This is a genomic window from Schauerella aestuarii (assembly GCF_009866805.1).
GTDB classification, from domain to species: Bacteria; Pseudomonadota; Gammaproteobacteria; order Burkholderiales; family Burkholderiaceae_B; genus Schauerella; species Schauerella aestuarii.
The window spans coordinates 79,323-97,148 of the sequence record NZ_SIZW01000039.1 but is presented as its reverse complement, the minus strand read 5'-3'; the positions used below and the strand labels follow the sequence as shown (position 1 = coordinate 97,148).

Here is a 17,826-nt window from a genome sequence, read left to right as displayed (position 1 = left end):
CGCGATTCTAGACCAGCCTGATCAAGCCACCATTCCCAGGAACTGCTGCAACTCGGGCGTTTGCGGATCGGTGAAGAGCGCCTCCGGCGCACCGATCTCATGCACTCTGCCCTGATGCATGAACACCACGCGATCGCATACCTGGCGTGCGAAGCGCATCTCGTGCGTCACCATCAGGAGCGTCATGCCGTCGGCCGCGAGTTCACCCACCACGCCCAGCACTTCGTTGACGAGTTCGGGATCGAGCGCGGAAGTGATCTCGTCGCACAGCAGCGCGATGGGCTGCATCGCCAAAGCGCGCGCGATCGCCACGCGTTGCTGCTGGCCGCCGGAAAGCTCTTCGGGCCACGCATCGAATTTGTGGGCCAAGCCTACACGGTCCATCATCACGCGCGCCAAGGCTTCGGCATCGCGCTCCGGCACGCGCTTGGTGACCATCGGCGACAGCATCACATTGCGCCCCGCCGTCAGGTGCGGGAAAAGGTTGAACTGCTGAAAGATCATGCCCACTTTCAGCCGCAGCGCACGCAGGTGCATCTCGCTGTCGGCCAGCTTCGCATCGGCCACCATGATCGCGCCGCTGTCGATGGTCTCAAGGCCGTTGATACAGCGCAGCAGCGTGCTCTTTCCCGAGCCGCTCTTGCCGATGATGGCGATGACTTCACCCGGCTCGATGCGCAACGTCACGCCTTTGAGCACTTCGTTGTCACCGAAACTTTTGCGGACGTCTTCAAGGGCGATAAGAGGCATTCAGCTTCCTTTCCAAACGCAGACTGAGGCGTGACAACGGCCAGCACAGCGCGAAGTAGAACAGCGCGGCATAGGCATACACGGTAAAGGGTTGGAATGTGGCATTCGTGATGATCGTGCTGGCCTTGGACAGTTCGGTGAAGCCGATGATGGACGTGAGCGCCGTGCTCTTGACGATCTGCACCGAGAATCCCACGGTGGGTGCCACGGCCACGCGCAGCGCCTGCGGCAGGATCACGTAGCGCATCTGATGCACATACCCCATCGCCAGACTGGACGAGCCCTCCCATTGCCCCTTGGCGATCGAGTCGACGCAACCGCGCCAGATCTCGGCCAGAAACGCCGCCGACCACAGCGTGAGCGCCACGCCGGCGGCAAGCCACGCAGGCACGTCGATACCGGCCAACGACATGCCGAAAAACGCCAGGAAGAGCTGCATCAACAGCGGCGTGCCCTGGAACAGTTCGATATAAACCCACGCGGTGCGCTGCAGGATCTTGTTGCGCGAGCTGCGCATCATCAACACGACCAGACCGAGCGCCGTGCCGGTCACAAACGTCACCAACGCCAGCACCACGGTCCAGCGCGCGGCGAGCAACAGATTGCGCAGGATGTCCCACGTCGAGAACTCGATCATCGCGTGCTCCGCCTGAAAAGCCGCTGCCCCAGCATCCGCAGCAATTGGCGCAACGCCAAGGCCAACACGAGATAGATCCCGGTGGTGACGAAGTACACCTCGAAGGCACGGAAACTACGCGACTGGATGAAGTTGGCCGCAAACGTCAGATCTTCGGCCGCAATCTGCGACACCACTGCGGAGCCCAGCATGACGATCACGATCTGCGACGATAGCGCCGGCCAGATGCGCGTCATCGCGGGCTTGAGCACCACGTAGCGAAACACCTGAAAGCGCGTCATCGCCAGGCTCGACCCGGCTTCATATTGCCCGCGTGGCGTGGCCGCGATGCCCGCCCGGATGATCTCCGCGCTGTAGGCGCCCAGGTTCAGCGCCATGGCAAGGCAGGCAGCCTGCATCTCGCCCATCTGGATGCCGATGGCGGGCAGGCCGAAGAAGATGAAAAAGAGTTGAATCAGGAAGGGCGTATTGCGGATGAGTTCGACATACGTCGTGACCACGGGCCGCAACGCCATGGGCCCTTGCGTGCGCGCCCAAGCACACGCGATGCCGATCGCCACGCCGATGACGGCACCGAACGCAATCAATTCGGCGGTGACGCCGATGCCCGTCAAGAGCACCGGGGTGTAGTCGAATACCGAGGCGAATTCGAAACGGTACGCCATCGCCGCGGGCCTCGCTTAAAGTCCGGCCGGCAGGTCGGCGCCCAACCACTTCTGCGAGATCGCTGCCAGCGTGCCGTCCTTCTTGGATTCAGCCAGCACCGCGTTCACACGCGCCTGCAGCTTTGATTCACCCTTGTTCAAGCCGATGAAGCAGGGCGAGTCCTTGATCAGGAATTTCTTCTCGGGTTTCTTCGGCGGGTTCTTGGCCAGAATCGCCGCCGCGACCACGTTGCCGGTCGCCACCAACTGCACCTGACCCGACAGGAACGAGGTGATCGTGCCGTTGTTGTCTTCGTAGCGCTTGATCGTGGCGGTCGCCGGCGCGATCTTCGAGAGCTCGATATCTTCGATCGATCCGCGCGTGACGCCGACGGTCTTCCCCGCAAGATCCTCCGCCTTCTCGACCTTCATGTCGGCCGGACCGAAGACGCCGTTGAAGAACGGCGCATAGGCATCGGTGAAGTCGATCGCTTTCTCACGCTCGGGATTTTTGCCCAGGCTCGACACCACCAGATCGACTTTGTTCGTCTGCAAGTACGGCAACCGGTTTGCGCTCGTGACCGGCACGAGCTCGACCTTCACGCCCAGCTTCTTGGCGATCAGCTCGGCGGTGTCGATGTCGTAGCCGCGCGGTTTCAGATCGGTGCCCACCGAGCCGAACGGCGGAAAGTCTTGGGGCACCGCGACCTTGAGGACGCTGGCTTTCATGATGTCGTCCAAGGCATCGGCATGCGCCAGAGGGCCCGCCGTCAGCACGAGGGCGGCACACAGGGACAGCAAAAGGTTTCTACGCTTCATTGACGAATCTCCAAGATGCCGCTGGGCGGTGCACTGATCTGTTATTTGCACACCATAACGGTATACAAAACGAGTCAATGCAAAATCCATGCCATGTGCGCATGCCCCTGCACACTGGCCAAACGGCCGGCAGGGCAATCGAAGATTGCGTGTTTTCGGTGCGTGTTGCGCCATTCTGGCGCACGCGATGCACCAGAATGGAACGCGAGGATCAGGTCAACAGTGCCGTGATGAGATTGGATTCGGCCGGCAGCTCATCGGTGAAGTTCAACGCGTGCTCGACGTGTTCGAGATGCTCCACCATCAGACGGCAGGCGAGCTCGACGTCACCGGCTTTCGCCGCCTTGAGAAAGGCATGGTGCTCGTCGGAAGAACATGCCGCGTCCAGACTCGACTGATACAGCACCGTGATGATGGCGCTGCGTGCCGACAGCTCGCGCAGCATTTCGGTCAGGACCGAATTGCCCACGGTATCGGCGAGCAGAATATGGAAGTCGGCCAGCAACCCATTCCGCAATTGCACATCGTCCGCCTTCACGGCGCGGCGCTCTTGCTGCAGATGTCGCTCGATGCGTTTGTAGTCGGCCGGTGTGGCACGCGCCACGAACTCGCGCGCCAGTGCGGTTTCGAGAATTCGCCGCACGGCAAAGATCTCGCGCGCCTCGGCAGCGCTGGGCTTGCTCACGAAGGCACCCTTTTCGGGTACGGTGCGGATCAGTTTGTCCTTCGACAGCATCAGCAAGGCGGCGCGGATCTTGGTGCGGCTGACGTCGTAGGCGCGGGCCAATGCTTCTTCGCGCAGCCGCGTGCCAGGCGGCAGGCGGTGTGCCACGATCGCCGCAGCGATATCCTGGGCGATGTATTCGGCGCTGACGTCCGAAGGTGGGGTACGGGTAGTGGCCATGTCGCCGCATAGTCTACCGAAATCCTTGACCAGATATTGCATACAATATTTACATGCACTAAATTGATCGCGCCGCGAAGCCAATCCCGCTGCCCTTCAGTCGATGCCGCCGAGGCCGCCGGGTTCATTGCGTTGCTGACGGCTCTCCCACCTTTGCCACCACCGCTGCCTCATGCCTACTCCCGCCTCCCTCGTCATTCGCGATTTTCTAAGCCACCAGCAGCCGGCCCAGACCGATTTCCTGCAAGCGTTGGTGCAGGTGCCGTCGGACAATCCGTCGGGCGATTGCGCGCCGCATGCCGCGCGCGCGCAAACCCTTCTGGAAGCGTTGGGATTCGCGGTGCGTGCCTACCCCGTTCCCCAGAAACTGGTCGGTGCCTGCGGCATGCGCTCCGCGACCAATCTGATAGTGCGCCACGTCTTCGGCGCGGGCACCGGACCGGTGATCGCGCTGAACGCACATGGCGACGTGGTGCCGCCGGGCGCGGGTTGGACGCACGATCCCTATGGCGGTGAGATCGTTCAGGACGCCGAACATGGCCCCGTGATGTTCGGCCGCGGCGTGGCGGTCTCCAAATCCGATTTCGCCACCTACACCTGGGCGCTGCTGGCGCTGCGCGAAGCAGAACGGCAAGGTGCCTCATTCGATGGCACCGTCGAATTGCACTTCACCTACGACGAAGAAACGGGCGGCGAAATCGGCCCCAAGTATTTGCTGGACGCTGGACTGAGCGCACCCGATTTTGCACTGTCGGCCGGGTTCTCGTACGGCATCACGTCGGCTCATAACGGCTGCCTGCACGTTGAAGTGACCGTGCACGGCAAGCAGGCGCACGCCGCCATGCCCCACACCGGTGTGGACGCTTTGGAAGCCGCCACGCACATCCTGCGCGCGCTGTACGACTTCCGCGCCGCCCTGGCCCAAACGCATTCGGCCACGCCCGGCATCGATACGCCAGGGTTGAACGTGGGCCTGATCTCGGGCGGCATCAACACCAATGTGGTGCCCGATACCGTGAACTTTCGCGTCGACCGCCGCATGATTCCCGAAGAGGCAGGACACGATGCCGAACACGAATTGCGCACACTGATCGAAACGGCCGCCGCCGAACGGCCCGGCATCACCGTAGACGTGCGCCGCATCATGCTGGCGCAGCCGTTGGCGCAATTGCCGGGCGCGGAAATCCTGATCGACGCGCTTCGCGCACATGCCCAGGCAGCGTTCAATACCGAGATCCCGGTGCAAGGCGTCCCCCTCTATACCGACGCGCGTCACTACACGCATCGCGGCATTCCTACGGTGCTGTATGGCGCCGGCCCGCGTACGCTGATGGAAGCGCGCGGCCACAACACCGACGAAAATTTGCGCTTGAACGATCTGTATGGCGCCACGCGCGTCGTGGCATTGACGCTGGCGGACCTGTTGGCTGCGAAATCGGCTACCTCGGCGCGCGGGTAACCTCAATGAGCGCGTGATTGTCTCGGAACGCGAGACTATTACTTCACGAATGCCGTGTTTATCCGGCAACTGGAATCGACAACACTCTCGCCATTCAAACGCTTAACGATGGCGGCTCACCGAGCCGCCTTGAGCGTCGTCTCGGAGTTCGTCATGATCGATTCACGCACCGCGCCCTACGGCGCCTTCCTGATGCGTCTCGCCTTGGGCGTCATGTTCCTGGCCCACGGCTGCACCAAGTTATTTGTTTTTACGCCGGCAGGTACGGCAGGCTTTTTCGCCAAGATCGGCTTTCCAGGATGGCTGGCCTATCCGGTCATCGCGTTCGAAGTCATTGGCGGCCTGCTGCTTATCCTGGGTGCGTTCTCGCGCTGGGTGGCTGCCATTGCTGTAGTGCAATTGTTCGCAGCATCCACGGTGCACTTCGGCAACGGCTGGGGCTTCTCCAACCCCAACGGTTGCTGGGAATACCCGATCTTTCTGTGCGTGATCGCAGCGGCCGTGGCATTGGTGGGCGATGGGGCCTTCGCGCTTAAGCCCTCCGCCAAACGGGTTTAAGCGGTAAGCACGCCCACCGCCTACGCCGCAATCTCGACCGCTCTCAAGAAGCGCTCGACCACCCGTGCGGCCGTGCGCACATCGTCCACCGTGACGATCTCGAGCGGGTTGTGGCTGATGCCGCCATTGCCACAGCGCACGAACAGCATGCTGGTCGACGCGATATCCGCCACGCACATCGCGTCGTGCCCCGCGCCCGAAGGCAGCGTCAGCACCTCCACGCCTTCGGCCGCAATCGCGTCGGCCCATGCGCCACGTTGCGCCTCGGCGCAAGGCGATGCCGGCGCCCGCATGATTTCCTCACTGGACCAGGCAATACCGCGCCGGAGGCAGATGGCGTCGATGGCCGCGGCGATATCGGCAAGCGCCGCATCGCGCACAGCATCGTCGCCCGACCGCACATCGATCGAAAACCGGCACGCGCCGGGAATCACATTGATCGAGCCGCCGGGTACTTCCAGCTGGCCGACCGTGCCCACCAGCCCCGGCACCTGATTGCAACGCGATTCCACGAACAGCACGATCTCGGCAGCGGCAGCCGCCGCATCGCGTCGCATGGTCATGGGCGTCGTGCCCGCGTGCCCCGCCAATCCCGTCAGTGTGATCAGGCGCCGCACACTGCCGGCAATGGCGCTCACCACCCCAACCGGCAACCCGCGATCCAACAGCACCGGGCCCTGTTCGATGTGCACTTCGAAATAGTGGCGCACGCGTTTCGCATCCACCCGGGCACCTGCGATCTCGTCCGGGTTCAACCCGGCGCCGGCAATGGCCTCGCGCATGGGCACGCCCTTGACGTCGACCCGATCGAGCAGCGCAAAATCGAACGTGCCGATGAATGCCGACGATCCGAGAAAGGTGCTGCCGTAGCGCACGCCTTCTTCCTCGGCAAACGCCACCACTTCGAAATCGTAGGGAAGCCGCTCACCGCGCGCGTGCAGATCGGCCACGATGGCGATGGGCAGCAGGATCCCGAGCCGCCCGTCGTAGCGCCCGCCATTGCGCACCGTATCGTAATGACTCCCCGTCACCACCGCCGCCGGATGCTCGACCTCGGGATTGGCACGGTAGCAGCCGATCACGTTGCCCACCGGATCGTGACGCACCGCGTCGAACCCCGCCTCGCGCATCCACTGCGCCAGTTGATGCGCCACCGCGCGGTGGGCCGGGGTCATGTAGGTACACGTCAGGTGATCGGGGTGGTCGGAATGCGCGGCTAGAACATCGGCCCATCGCATGACGTTCGTGGCCGGATCGGCCGTGGGACTCATAAGATTGGTCATCGAAACGGTCTCAGTGCAAAACGGCGGGAGGAGGCCGTATTTAACGATACCGCACAATTTTTGTATACGAATCGCACCGCGATCGTTTTCGGACAGGCACATCGTATGCTTGATGGGTTCGACAAACCTACACGAGGAGCATCCCATGACTTACCGCAAACTGCTCGCCATCGCGACCGCCAGCATGGCGCTCAGCGCCTGCTCGGTTGGCGCGGGCTACAACCCGAATCGCGACCCCAGTCCGCCCACAGGCGAACGTCCGGTCAATCCGTACAGCAATGGCGGCTTCAGCGATCCGGGCCCCAATTACCCGCCCACGGGCAAGTGATCGTCCGCTTGCGATAACCATCGCCACAACGTCGAGCGGCTGATGCCCAGCTCATGGGCCGCCGCCTGGCGATTGCCATCATGCCGCTTCAGCGCGGCGACAGCGCTTGCATGATGCGATGGCCAGTCGATCCCGTCATCGTTTGCGTTGCTCGCGATCAGCTCCGGGCACTCATGCCGCAGCCCTGCCCAGTCCACCGTGTCGATCGTACTGAACTGCGTCATGAACACGGCGATGCGCTCGCACAGGTTTTCCAGCTCCCGCACATTGCCGGGCCAACCGTAGGCCTGCAGCATCGGCGCATACACCCCAAGCACCGCCGCCACGTCCAGTACGCACCCGACGCGTTCAAACTGCCGCTTGAGCAACACGCCGGCCAGCAGGACCACATCTTCTCGTCGCTCGCGCAATGGGGCCAGCGCCAGACGCAACGTGTTGATCCGATAGTACAGATCGCGTCGGAACCGCTGGGTATCGATCAACTTTTCCAACGGTTGATGGGTGGCCGCGACGATGCGCACATCGACCGGGATCGCCGCCGTCGCGCCCAGGCGCGTCACCTCACGCTCCTGCAGCACGCGCAGTAACCGGCTCTGCAGCGGCATCGGCATGTCGCCGATTTCATCAAGAAACAGCGTTCCGGTGTGCGCCGCCTCAAACAAACCCGGCTTGCCGCCTCGCCGCGAACCGGTAAAGGCGCCGTCCTCGTAGCCGAACAATTCGCTCTCCAGCAACGTTTCGGGGAAAGCCGCGCAGTTCACCGCGATGAAAGGCCGCGTCGCACGTGCGCCGGCGTTGTGCATGGCCTGCGCAAAAAGCTCCTTGCCCACGCCGCTCTCGCCCCGGATGAGCACCGTTGAATCGGTGTGCGCGTAGCGCTTGGCCGCCGCCAACGTTTGACGAAACGATGGGCTCGCGCCGATCAACTGCTCGAAGGAATGTTTGGCGCTGCGCTGCAGCCGGCGATGCTGCATGCGCAGGCTCACGTCGGCTTCCTGAATCTGTCGCGCGTCATACAACGTGAGCGCAGCGCCCGCCACCATGCCGCGCTCATGGATCGGCGAGCGATTGACGATCCAGTCGCGGCCCTGAAACCGCTGCACGCGGCCGCGCTCGTCGGCGCCATGCTCGAGCGTGGCCAGTAAGGACAGCTCGGGCTGCAGGCGCGCCAGGTCTTGCCCCATCAAGGCGTCGCTTGCCACCCCCATGAGCTGTTGCATGCGCGGGTTGGCAGCGATGACCCGATTTTCCCCGTCGACGGCGAGCACGGCATCCTGCAGCGTATGCAGCACGCTGTTCAAGCGTTCGTACCGGCCCGCCTCGAGACGCGCCACTCGCGCAAGTTCCAATGCATCGTTGAAACCTTGCCGGATGCTCGCTTGCGAGTAGGCCAGGAAACCCGTCAGGCCGGCTTGCTCGGCCAGCTCCACCACCAGGCTGGAACCCACGATCACACGAAAGCCGTCGCGGCGCAGGGTTTCGAAATGCTGGCGGGCGTCGGCGGGCGTTTGATACGCGTACTGCGCGATCTGGATATTGAGCAGTGCCTTGACCGCGTCGAGTTCGGGGATGGTGGCGCCATACATCACGATGCCCACGCGATCCGCCAACTCGCGGGCCTTGAGCAGCGCCTGCAGGATGTCGAACCCGGTCAGCTGAATGGTTGCAACGGGTGCCTGCAGTCCGCCACGCAGCACATGCGCATTCGACCCGGCACTGACGAACACATCGGCCGCCCCACGCTCGGCCCGATCGCGCGCAATGCCCAGGGTGCGGTCGAAGGTGCCGTCGACGACTTCGATTTCGGCACGATCGGCGTACTCGGCGACGACCGGGGCCGCCAGTTCACGGATGTGGCGGTAACTGAGAAAGCAGACGCGCGGCAGATCGCGCCGGAGTGAAGGATATCGGGCCATGTTCGACAAACGTTTCATTGCGACGTTTCGATTGTCGCACTGGGATTAAATGAAACATGGATTATTTGTACCGCAAGAATTTTCCTAGTGTATTCAATGGGTTGAATCTCATCCGAAATTGGCATCGATATTGCAATAGTGCTGTTCAAACCGAACAAGGAGACAGCGCTTTGGCACTCGAACACATCACCGTTCTCGACCTTACCCACATGTTGTCGGGCCCGTACGGCACCATGCTGCTGGCCGATCTGGGCGCACGCACGATCAAAGTGGAGCCGCCCGGCAAGGGTGAGGGCACGCGCCGGCTGCTCGAAAACGACCCCGACTATTCGCGCAACGGCATGGGCGCCTACTACCTCACGCTGAATCGCAACAAGCAAAGTGTGTGCGTGGACTTGAAGAGCGAGGCGGGCCGAGAAGTGTTCATGGATCTGGTGCGCCAGGCCGATGTGGTGTTCGACAACTTCAGCGTGGGCGTCACCAAGCGGCTGGGCATCGATTACGCCGCCCTCTCGCAGATCAATCCGCGCATCGTCACCTGCTCGGTCACGGGCTTCGGCCAGACGGGTCCGGATACCGAACGTCCCGCCTTCGACCAGGTCGTGCAGGCAATGGGCGGCGGCATGTCGATCACCGGCACGCCCGAAACCGGCCCCACGCGCAGCGGCATCCCGATGGGCGATCTGGGCGGTGGCCTGTTCGGCGCGATGGGTGTTCTGGCCGCCCTGGCCGAACGTGAGAAAACCGGCTGCGGCCAGCACGTGGATATCTCGATGCTGGATGCGCAAATCTCGCTCTTGAACTACATGGCCACGATGCACTTGATGTCGGGCATCGTGCCCGAAGGCATCGGCAACAGCCACTTCGTTCACGTGCCCTACAACAGCTTTCCCACCAAGGACGGCTACATCATCATCGCTTGCATCGGCGACGCATTCTGGGAGCGTTTCGTGGCGTGCGTACAGGTGCCCAGCCTGATGAAGCCCGAGTATGTACAGCAACCCGTGCGTTTTGCCGCGCGCAAGGAAATCGACGCCATCATCTCGGAAGCGCTGCAGCAGGAAACCACCGCCTATTGGCTTGAACGTTTGCGCGCCGCACGCATTCCGTGCGGCCCGGTGAACACGTTCGATCAAGCATTGAGCGATACCCAAGTGCAGGCGCGCGACATGGTGGTGGACGTGGATCTCGGCGATGGCGAAACGCTGAAGATGCCGGGCAATCCCATCAAGCTTTCCGCGCAACGTACGCAAACGTTCACGTCGCCACCGGCGCTCGGCGCGCACACCGCCAGCATTCTTGCCGGCATGGGTTACAGCGAAGACAAGCTCGCCGCGCTCACCCGCGACGGCGTGATTGCCTGAATCCAGAGGAGATCGACCATGGAACGTCTCTTCATCACCGACGTCGCCCCGCGCGACGGCCTGCAGAATCAACCCGTGCTGGTGGGGCTGGACACCAAACTCACGCTGATCGATCGGCTCGTGGCGGCCGGCGTGGAAAGCATCGAAGCCACCAGCTTCGTGTCGCCTAAAGCCGTGCCGCAGATGGCGGATGCGGGTGAGCTCATTCCGCGGGTGCGCACGCAGCACCCAGGCCTGCGCGCCTCGGCGCTGGTGCCCAACATGAAAGGCCTCGAACGCGCACATGCCGCGGGCGCGGAAGAAATCGCCGTCGTGCTCTCGGCCACCGAAATCATGAACCTGAAGAACATCAACATGGGGCTGGCACAGGCCACCGACGTAAGCGAGCAAACGGTGCGTGAAGCGATCCGTCTGGGCTTGCGCACCCGCGCCTACGTGGCGGTGGCGTTCGACTGTCCGTTCGAAGGCCCGACGTCGCTCGATGCCGTACACACGTGCGTGGCGCGCATGGCCGAGGCGGGCGCCCAGGAAATCGTCATCGCCGACACCATCGGCTCTGCATCGCCCGGCGCGGTCAGCGAGCGCCTGACTGCGCTGCTGCGCGATCTGCCTGCCGATCGTCTCGCCGTGCACTTTCACGATACGCGCGGCATGGCGGTGGCCAATGCGTGGGCTGCGCTGCAAGCAGGCATCCGGCGTTTCGACGCCAGCGTGGGCGGCATCGGCGGCTGCCCGTTCGCACCGGGTGCAGCCGGCAATCTGGCAACAGAAGACCTCGTCCTCATGGCCGAAGCCAGCGGCTACACCACCGGCATATCGTTGGACAGCCTGCTCGACATCATCGATTTTGCGGAAACCGCGCTGCAACGCCCGCTCGGCGGACGCTCGGTCGCGTGGCAACGCAAACAACGCAGCAAGATCGCCTCATAACAGCGGTTCGCATCACCTAAAAAAACCATAACGAAGACAACATCATGAATAAGCTAGGGAGGTCGCGCCGCGGCCTGCTGGCAGGCGCCTTCGCGCTGCTGGCACCGCTTTCGATCGCGACGCACGCGATGGCCGCCGAGCCATTGAACAAGTTTCCCGACAAGCCTGTAATCCTCGTAGTGCCCTACGCCGCTGGCGGTGGAACGGACATCGTCGGCCGCAACATCGCTCAGCGGCTCTCCACGCTTTGGGGCCAATCGGTGGTGGTGGAAAATCGCAGCGGCGCCAACGGCGTGATCGGGTCGAGCATGGTGTCCAAATCGCCGCCCGATGGCCACACGCTGATGCTGGTGGTGGGCTCGCACGCCATCAACCCCGTGCTGATGAAGTCGATGCCGTACGACACCACGACGGCCTTCACCCCCATCACCCGCATCGCGGATTCCCCCATGGTGCTGGTGGCGGCCGCGAAAGGCCCGTATCCCACGCTCAAGGACGCGCTCACAGCCGCGCGCACCCAGGAGATGCCGCTGGGCTTTTCCGAAGGGCACACGCGCCTTACCGGCGAGATGATCCGCCAGGCCGGCAACCTGAAAACGCTGGGCGTGCCATACAAAGGCGGCGGTCCGTTGATGATCGACATCATGGGCGGACACGTTCCCATGGGCGTGACAAGCGTTCTTACCGCCATGCCGCATGTGCAGTCGGGCAATCTGCGCGTGCTGGGCGTGGCCGACGACAAACGCTCGGCGGTGTTTCCCGATGCGATGACGTTCAAGGAAGCCGGATTGGGCGATGTGAAATCACTGAGCTGGTACGGCTTGCTCGGCCCGGCTGGCATGCCCGACGCCTTGGTCGCGAAGATTCGTGACGACATCAAGAAGGTCACCCAGGATCCTGCGGTGGTCAAGCAAATGCAGGAGCAGGGCGCCGAGATCGTGGTCGATGAACCGGCGGCCTTCAAGGCCTTTCTCGTCGACGAAACCCGCAAGTGGGCGGCCGTGGCCGAACGCGGCGGCATCAAAGCAGAATAAAGGAGACGCGCATGCCCCACCTACTTTCACGCCTCATTGCCGTCGCGCTCTGCGCCCTGCCCATCGCGGCCGCCCACAGCGCCGACTATCCAACGCGTCCCATTCGGCTCATCGTGCCGTTTGCGCCCGGTGGCGTCACCGACACGGGCGCGCGCATCGTGGCCGATAAACTCGGCCAGCGCCTGGGCCAGACGGTGGTGGTCGAAAATCGCCCGGGTGCGGCCGGCAACATCGGCACGCAAGCCGTGGTGAATGCCGAGCCCGATGGCTACACACTGGTCGTGGGCTTTGACGGCACCATCGTCATCAACCCACATGTGTATACGAAGATCGGTTTCGATCCCCTCAAGGACTTCACGCCCGTCAGCAAGATCGGCGACGCCGTGCTGATCCTGGTCGCCAATCCCAAAGTGCCGGTCAAAACGCTGCAGGAATTGATCGCGTATTCCAAGGCCCAACCGAATGGCGTGTCGTACGGCAGCGCAGGCACCGGCAGTACGCCGCATCTGGGTGGCGAATTGTTCAAGCTGCGCACCGGTGCCAAACTCGAACATATCCCCTATAAGGGCGGCGGCCAGGCCATGACCGATGTGGTGGGCGGCACCATCCCGCTGCTCTACACCGCCGTCGCGGGTGCCTATCCGTTCGTGCAGAAGGATCAGGTACGGGCGCTCGCCGTATCGAGCAAACAACGCCTGGCGTCCTTGCCCGATGTGCCCACGTTCGAAGAGTCGGGCGTGCCCGATTTCGAGGTCAATTCGTGGATCGGCATTCTGGCGCCGAAGGGCACACCCGCCCCCATCACACACAAGCTCCAGGAAAGCATCCGCGCGGTGGTGATGGACCCGGCCACGCGCGAACGCCTGGCCGGCTTGGGCATCGTGTCCTCAGGCAACACGCCTGAGGAATTCGGCCAGCAGATCCGGGAGGATCTGGCGAAGTACGAAGCGGTGGTCAAACAAGTCGGCATCAAAGTCGACGGTAGCTGACCGCCGTTGGGCCGCTCGATCGGTGGACCGATGATCCACCGATCAGTCTGCGGATCGGTTCGTCGAGCAATCCAGCCGATCTGCCCGCCGATCGGGTTCCCGATGAGCGGGCCCCTGCAGCCTTCAACTTCAAGCCGCCGGAAAAACCGGCTCGCCCAGATTCAGCATCAGGCGATTGGCCCAAGCGAAGATCGCAACCGAGTGCACGAGATCGAGAATCTCGGCCTCGTTCAAGCCCACCGCTTCCAGCGCCTTGATATCTGCCGGTGCAATCTCGCCCGGCTTCTCGGTCAATGCCACCGAGAACGCCGCAATCGCCTTTTCGCGCGCATCGGTGCCGGCCGTGCGCGGATCTTCAAACACCTGTTCGATCGCATCCGTGCGCTTGGCCAATTGCTCGAAACGCTGCGCGTGCACCGACGCGCAATACACGCAGCCGTTGATGCGCGAGGTCACCGTCGCACCCAGTTCGCGCTCGGCGCGCGCCATGCCGCCCGGGGCGTACATGATGGCGTTGAACGCGGCCGAACGCTGGCGCAGGATATCGGGCTGATGCACCAGAAAGCGGTAGTAGTCGGAAACCTTCGCCTTGGGATGGCTTTCTTCCAGCACGGCGATCTGTTCAGGCGTCGCCGCATCGATGTCGACGATATCGAGCCAGGCATCCCACTCCAGCGACTCGTTGGTAAAGCCATGCGATTTGATGAGGGTGGTCATGCTGCAACTCCTTGGGCACGCGCGGCCGCCATGGCTTTCAGGCTGGCCACCAGGCGCACTTGATACGACAAAAACGCAATCAATTGCGCAATCGTCACCACGTCGGGTGTGCTCACGCCGGCCGCCGGCAATGTCTCGAGCGCGGCCTTGTCGCCTTTCACCGGATCGAGGATCAGCGTGCGGGTAAAGGCCAGAATGGCGCGCAAGGCGGTGTCGGGCACGCCATCGATCTTGTCGTTCTCGACGGCCGCAATCAAGCCCGCATCCGCGCCTTGTTCGTTCAAGCGCGTGCGATAGTGTTCGGCCAGTTCGGACGCGGGCGTCAAGGCGCACGCATACAGCGCCACCAGCAGACGATCGGTCAACGACACGCCGGCCAGGGCCGGATCGAACAACGCGTCGTAGCTGCCTTGCGTGGCCACGGCCACTTTGTCGCGCTGATGCCGCACGGCATGCAACGCGTCGCCGGCCTGAATGCCAACGATACGATCGATCAGATCGTCGGCAGGGGAATACACGGGAGTCGTCATCGTCGCGTTGTCCTTAAGATGATTGAGATTGCGAAGCGCGCGCGGCTGCGGCCACGGCGTCGTCGAGAAACTGCTTCACACCGGCCCACGATTCGGCGTCGGCGCGTGCGTTATCGGTGGGATTGCCGCCGCTGGTGCTGATCTTGCCCGATACCGGATGCGCATACACAAGCTGGGTGGTGGGCAGGTAGGGAAACAAAATCGAATGCCCGCCGTTCTCGTAGTCGAGCCACGATACGGGGTAGGGATGCGACACCTCCGCCAGCTTGTCGCGCACCATTTGCGAATACAGGCTGGACGGCCAGGAGCCATCGTCGGTGGCCGAGAGCAACATCACCGGCCCCTTGATCGCCTCGACGCGGATGCGTGCGCGTGCGACGGCTTCCGGATCCTGCAGCGCGGTCAGGATCGCGCGCTCATGCCGATGCGGGGCCGGGCCGTCGTCGAACGGCTGCCACGTGGCGGTGCGGTTGTTTTCCCACACATGCGGGATCGGCTTGCCGTCGAGCAGCCACGTCGGCCCTTCACGGCCTACGGCCGGATCGGCGGCGTTCTGCCCGCTGTGCACCACCGCGCCCGGCACATAGGCGATCACGGCAGACACCGCTTCCGGATATGTGGCGCCCAACAGCAGCACCAGCTCACCGCCGCGTGACTGGCCGCTGATCGCCACGAAATCGTGCGCGGGTTTGACGTGCGTGCGCACCCAGTCGAGACCGGCTTTGAAATACTCGAGGGGCGTATTCGAAATGTAGTCCGACAGCCCCGGCGCCTTGAAGTAACCGAGCGCCAATGCCGCATAACCGCGCGAGGCATACAGCGCCGCGCGCGGCTCGTTGATACCGCCGCCCGAACCGTTCAGCACCACGACCGCCGGATGCGGTCCCGGACCGGCAGGCGTGAATAACGTGCCGACCAATCCATCTTCGCGCACGTCGCGGCGCGTCACACCCTCGCCGGCCAACCGCTGCACGAACGCGCCTTGGGTGACGACACCATCCGCCTGCACCGCAACGGTCGTGGTCAATGGCGCACTCGGCGTTTCGCCGAAGAAATCCCGGCTCTTCGAATCGACCGGCGCTTGCGACCACACCAGCCCCATCGCTGCCACGCCCGCGTAATCGCCGGCGATCGGCGCATCGCGCGTGAGATCGACCGTGCCTTGTGCATCGGCCTTGAACGTGGCGTGCGCTTGCCACGTCACGCCGCCTGCGCGCAGCGTGGTCGCCGTGATCGCCACCGTACTGCCTGGCGTGGCACCCGAGACCACGATGTGCCGCGGCACATCGATCAACTCGTCTGCGGGCGTAATGCTCAACATGACTTCACTCATTGCTGCTCCACACGCCGCGAGGCTTGGCGCCCCGCGGCAATCGGGGTTTACTTCTCGGTCTTGGTGACCATCATGGCGGCCGTGCGATCGCTCGTCATCGGCTTGACCATCAGGCCCTTCTTGGCGGCCCAGATATTGCGGTAGTGGTACAGCGGGAAAATGCCCACGTCGTCAGACACGACCTTCACCGATTCACGCAAGATCGCTTCGCGCTTGGGCACGTCGAATTCCGATGTCGCCTGCTCCAACGCACGATCGACCGCCGGGTTGCTGTAGTGCCCCCAGTTCGAAGCGCCCAATCCCTTCTTGGCATCTACTGTGGCGAGCACGTTCACCAAGGCATAGCTGGCCTCGCCCGTGCCGTTACCCCAGGCGAGCATGCTGACGGCGTACTCGTTCTTGTTGGCACGGCCTGAGTACACGGCCCATGGCACCACTTCCACTTGCGTCTTCACGCCGATCCGCGTCCAGAATTGCGCCACGGCCTGGGCCGTTTCGGGGCCTTGCGGATAGCGATCGTTGGGCGCGTGCATAGTGAGCTTGAAGCCCTCCGGAAAGCCGGCTTCGGTCAACAGCTTTTTGGCCTCGGCCACATCGTTGGGGATGTCGGTGACCTGCGGGTTGTAGCCGAAGGTGTTCTTGGGCATCCACTGATTGGCCTCGGTGGCCGCGCCCTGCAGAATGCGGTCCGTGAGCGCCTTGCGGTTGATTGCCAGGTTCAGCGCACGACGCACGCGCACGTCCAGCAGCGGGTTCTTCTCGAGCGGCTTGCCGGCGTTATCGGTGATGTACTGATTGGGTGCAGGGTTGAAGCTCGGTTGCAGCAGCATCACGCGCAAGCCGTCGTACGGATACACGCTCACGTTGGGCGATTCTTTCAAGCGCGCCAGATCGGAAACGGACACCTTATCGATCACGTCCACGTCGCCCGAGAGCAGGGCGGCCGTGCGCGATGCAGCCTGATTGATGTAGCGATAGTTGATCTTTTCCCACGGTTGCTTGGCGCCCCAGTAACCGTCGTAGCGTTCCATCACCACGCGGTCACCCGGCGTATACGAGACGAACTTGTACGGGCCGGTGCCGATCACCGCCTTGCCCGAGTTGTAGTCCTCGGTCGTCGATTTCTCACCCACATGCTTGCTCACCACATGCACCGAGGCCAGATTCAGCGGCAGGTCGGGATTGGGCACCGTGGTTTTCACCACCAGCGTCAGCGGATCGGGTGCGCTCATCGACGCGATCGTGCGCAGATAGCCGCCGTACGTGGCCACGCTGCCCGGCACTGCTTTGGCGCGCGTGTACGAGTAGATCAGGTCGTCGGCGGTAAACGCCTGGCCATCCTGCCACTTCACGTTGGGGCGCAGCTTGAATTCCCACGTGTTGTTGTCCAACGGCTTCCAGCTCAAGGCAAGCCCCGGCTGCAGCGCGTTGTCCTTGTTTTCGATCAGCAGATCCCAGAAATGCAGCGCCACCGAACGGTCGCCCGCATGGTTGTTGAGTTGGGGGTCGAGCGACGACAGGGGATCGGCAAACCCGATCGTCAGCGTCTGGGCGCCGGCCGCGCCGGCGGTGGCCAGCATCGCTGCGGTAAGCGTGGATAAGAGCAGCTTCTTCATGAAGGATCCTTGGAA

The 17,826-nt window shown here is 63.2% G+C and carries 18 protein-coding genes; 7 read left to right on the top strand and 11 right to left on the bottom strand.

What is annotated here, in order from left to right; all coding sequences use genetic code 11:
* Nucleotides 1-21: 21 nt before the first annotated feature.
* The 5 genes from EYW45_RS03530 to EYW45_RS03510 form a co-directional block, all read right to left on the bottom strand.
* Nucleotides 22-750, bottom strand: a complete 729-nt coding sequence (locus EYW45_RS03530) for an amino acid ABC transporter ATP-binding protein (protein WP_161134002.1) — start codon at nt 748-750, stop codon at nt 22-24.
* Nucleotides 731-1,387, bottom strand: a complete 657-nt coding sequence (locus tag EYW45_RS03525; protein ID WP_161134001.1) for an amino acid ABC transporter permease — start codon at nt 1,385-1,387, stop codon at nt 731-733. The genes EYW45_RS03530 and EYW45_RS03525 overlap by 20 nt, the downstream gene beginning before the upstream one ends.
* On the bottom strand, nt 1,384-2,052 hold the full coding sequence (locus EYW45_RS03520) for an amino acid ABC transporter permease (RefSeq protein ID WP_161134000.1): 669 nt from the start codon (nt 2,050-2,052) through the stop codon (nt 1,384-1,386). Before EYW45_RS03520 ends, EYW45_RS03525 begins: the two co-directional genes overlap by 4 nt.
* 15 nt (nt 2,053-2,067) lie before the next feature.
* Nucleotides 2,068-2,850 (bottom strand): transporter substrate-binding domain-containing protein, encoded by a 783-nt coding sequence (locus tag EYW45_RS03515; RefSeq protein ID WP_161133999.1) that lies wholly within the window; start codon nt 2,848-2,850, stop codon nt 2,068-2,070.
* Nucleotides 2,851-3,061: 211 nt separating this feature from the next.
* Entirely contained in the window at nt 3,062-3,754 is a 693-nt protein-coding gene (locus EYW45_RS03510; protein WP_161133998.1) for a GntR family transcriptional regulator, read from the bottom strand.
* Between the two features lie 172 nt (nt 3,755-3,926).
* Here EYW45_RS03510 and EYW45_RS03505 point away from each other — a divergent pair, with 172 nt between their 5' ends.
* Both EYW45_RS03505 and EYW45_RS03500 read left to right on the top strand, forming a co-directional pair.
* Entirely contained in the window at nt 3,927-5,213 is a 1,287-nt protein-coding gene (locus EYW45_RS03505; RefSeq protein ID WP_161133997.1) for a M20/M25/M40 family metallo-hydrolase, read from the top strand.
* A gap of 153 nt (nt 5,214-5,366) precedes the next feature.
* Nucleotides 5,367-5,771, top strand: coding sequence for a DoxX family protein (locus EYW45_RS03500; protein WP_161133996.1), 405 nt, complete (start codon nt 5,367-5,369; stop codon nt 5,769-5,771).
* A gap of 20 nt (nt 5,772-5,791) precedes the next feature.
* Here EYW45_RS03500 and EYW45_RS03495 read toward each other — a convergent pair whose 3' ends face one another.
* Nucleotides 5,792-7,054: an allantoate amidohydrolase gene (locus tag EYW45_RS03495; protein ID WP_235938817.1), complete on the bottom strand. Its 1,263-nt coding sequence runs from the start codon at nt 7,052-7,054 to the stop codon at nt 5,792-5,794.
* A 145-nt stretch (nt 7,055-7,199) separates the two neighbouring features.
* Between EYW45_RS03495 and EYW45_RS03490 the strand changes: the two genes are divergently transcribed.
* The gene (locus tag EYW45_RS03490) at nt 7,200-7,382 is read left to right on the top strand and encodes a hypothetical protein (RefSeq protein WP_161133995.1); all 183 of its coding nucleotides are present in this window, start codon (nt 7,200-7,202) and stop codon (nt 7,380-7,382) included.
* Here the strand turns inward: EYW45_RS03490 and prpR are convergent.
* Nucleotides 7,361-9,316, bottom strand: a complete 1,956-nt coding sequence (gene prpR, locus EYW45_RS03485; RefSeq protein ID WP_161133994.1) for a propionate catabolism operon regulatory protein PrpR — start codon at nt 9,314-9,316, stop codon at nt 7,361-7,363. The two genes, EYW45_RS03490 and prpR, sit on opposite strands and share 22 nt — an antisense overlap.
* Nucleotides 9,317-9,468: 152 nt before the next feature.
* Between prpR and EYW45_RS03480 the strand changes: the two genes are divergently transcribed.
* The 4 genes from EYW45_RS03480 to EYW45_RS03465 are packed head-to-tail and all read left to right on the top strand — an operon-like array spanning nt 9,469 to nt 13,615.
* A complete protein-coding gene (locus EYW45_RS03480; RefSeq protein WP_161133993.1) occupies nt 9,469-10,662 on the top strand; it encodes a CaiB/BaiF CoA transferase family protein in 1,194 nt (397 codons plus the stop codon).
* A gap of 18 nt (nt 10,663-10,680) precedes the next feature.
* Nucleotides 10,681-11,592, top strand: coding sequence for a hydroxymethylglutaryl-CoA lyase (locus EYW45_RS03475; RefSeq protein WP_161133992.1), 912 nt, complete (start codon nt 10,681-10,683; stop codon nt 11,590-11,592).
* 44 nt (nt 11,593-11,636) lie between these two features.
* A complete protein-coding gene (locus EYW45_RS03470) occupies nt 11,637-12,626 on the top strand; it encodes a tripartite tricarboxylate transporter substrate binding protein (RefSeq protein WP_161133991.1) in 990 nt (329 codons plus the stop codon).
* A gap of 11 nt (nt 12,627-12,637) precedes the next feature.
* The gene (locus EYW45_RS03465) at nt 12,638-13,615 is read left to right on the top strand and encodes a Bug family tripartite tricarboxylate transporter substrate binding protein (protein ID WP_161133990.1); all 978 of its coding nucleotides are present in this window, start codon (nt 12,638-12,640) and stop codon (nt 13,613-13,615) included.
* Between the two features lie 129 nt (nt 13,616-13,744).
* On the opposite strand, the gene EYW45_RS03460 is transcribed toward EYW45_RS03465, so the two are convergent.
* Genes EYW45_RS03460 through EYW45_RS03445 form a run of 4 tightly spaced genes read right to left on the bottom strand, consistent with a single transcriptional unit; the run spans nt 13,745 to nt 17,811 of the window.
* A complete protein-coding gene (locus tag EYW45_RS03460; RefSeq protein WP_161133989.1) occupies nt 13,745-14,332 on the bottom strand; it encodes a peroxidase-related enzyme in 588 nt (195 codons plus the stop codon).
* Nucleotides 14,329-14,862, bottom strand: a complete 534-nt coding sequence (locus EYW45_RS03455) for a CMD domain-containing protein (RefSeq protein ID WP_161133988.1) — start codon at nt 14,860-14,862, stop codon at nt 14,329-14,331. The genes EYW45_RS03460 and EYW45_RS03455 overlap by 4 nt, the downstream gene beginning before the upstream one ends.
* A gap of 13 nt (nt 14,863-14,875) precedes the next feature.
* Nucleotides 14,876-16,195 (bottom strand): acyl-CoA thioester hydrolase/BAAT C-terminal domain-containing protein, encoded by a 1,320-nt coding sequence (locus EYW45_RS03450; RefSeq protein WP_161133987.1) that lies wholly within the window; start codon nt 16,193-16,195, stop codon nt 14,876-14,878.
* A gap of 47 nt (nt 16,196-16,242) precedes the next feature.
* Nucleotides 16,243-17,811 (bottom strand): ABC transporter substrate-binding protein, encoded by a 1,569-nt coding sequence (locus EYW45_RS03445; protein ID WP_161133986.1) that lies wholly within the window; start codon nt 17,809-17,811, stop codon nt 16,243-16,245.
* Nucleotides 17,812-17,826 lie beyond the last annotated feature (15 nt).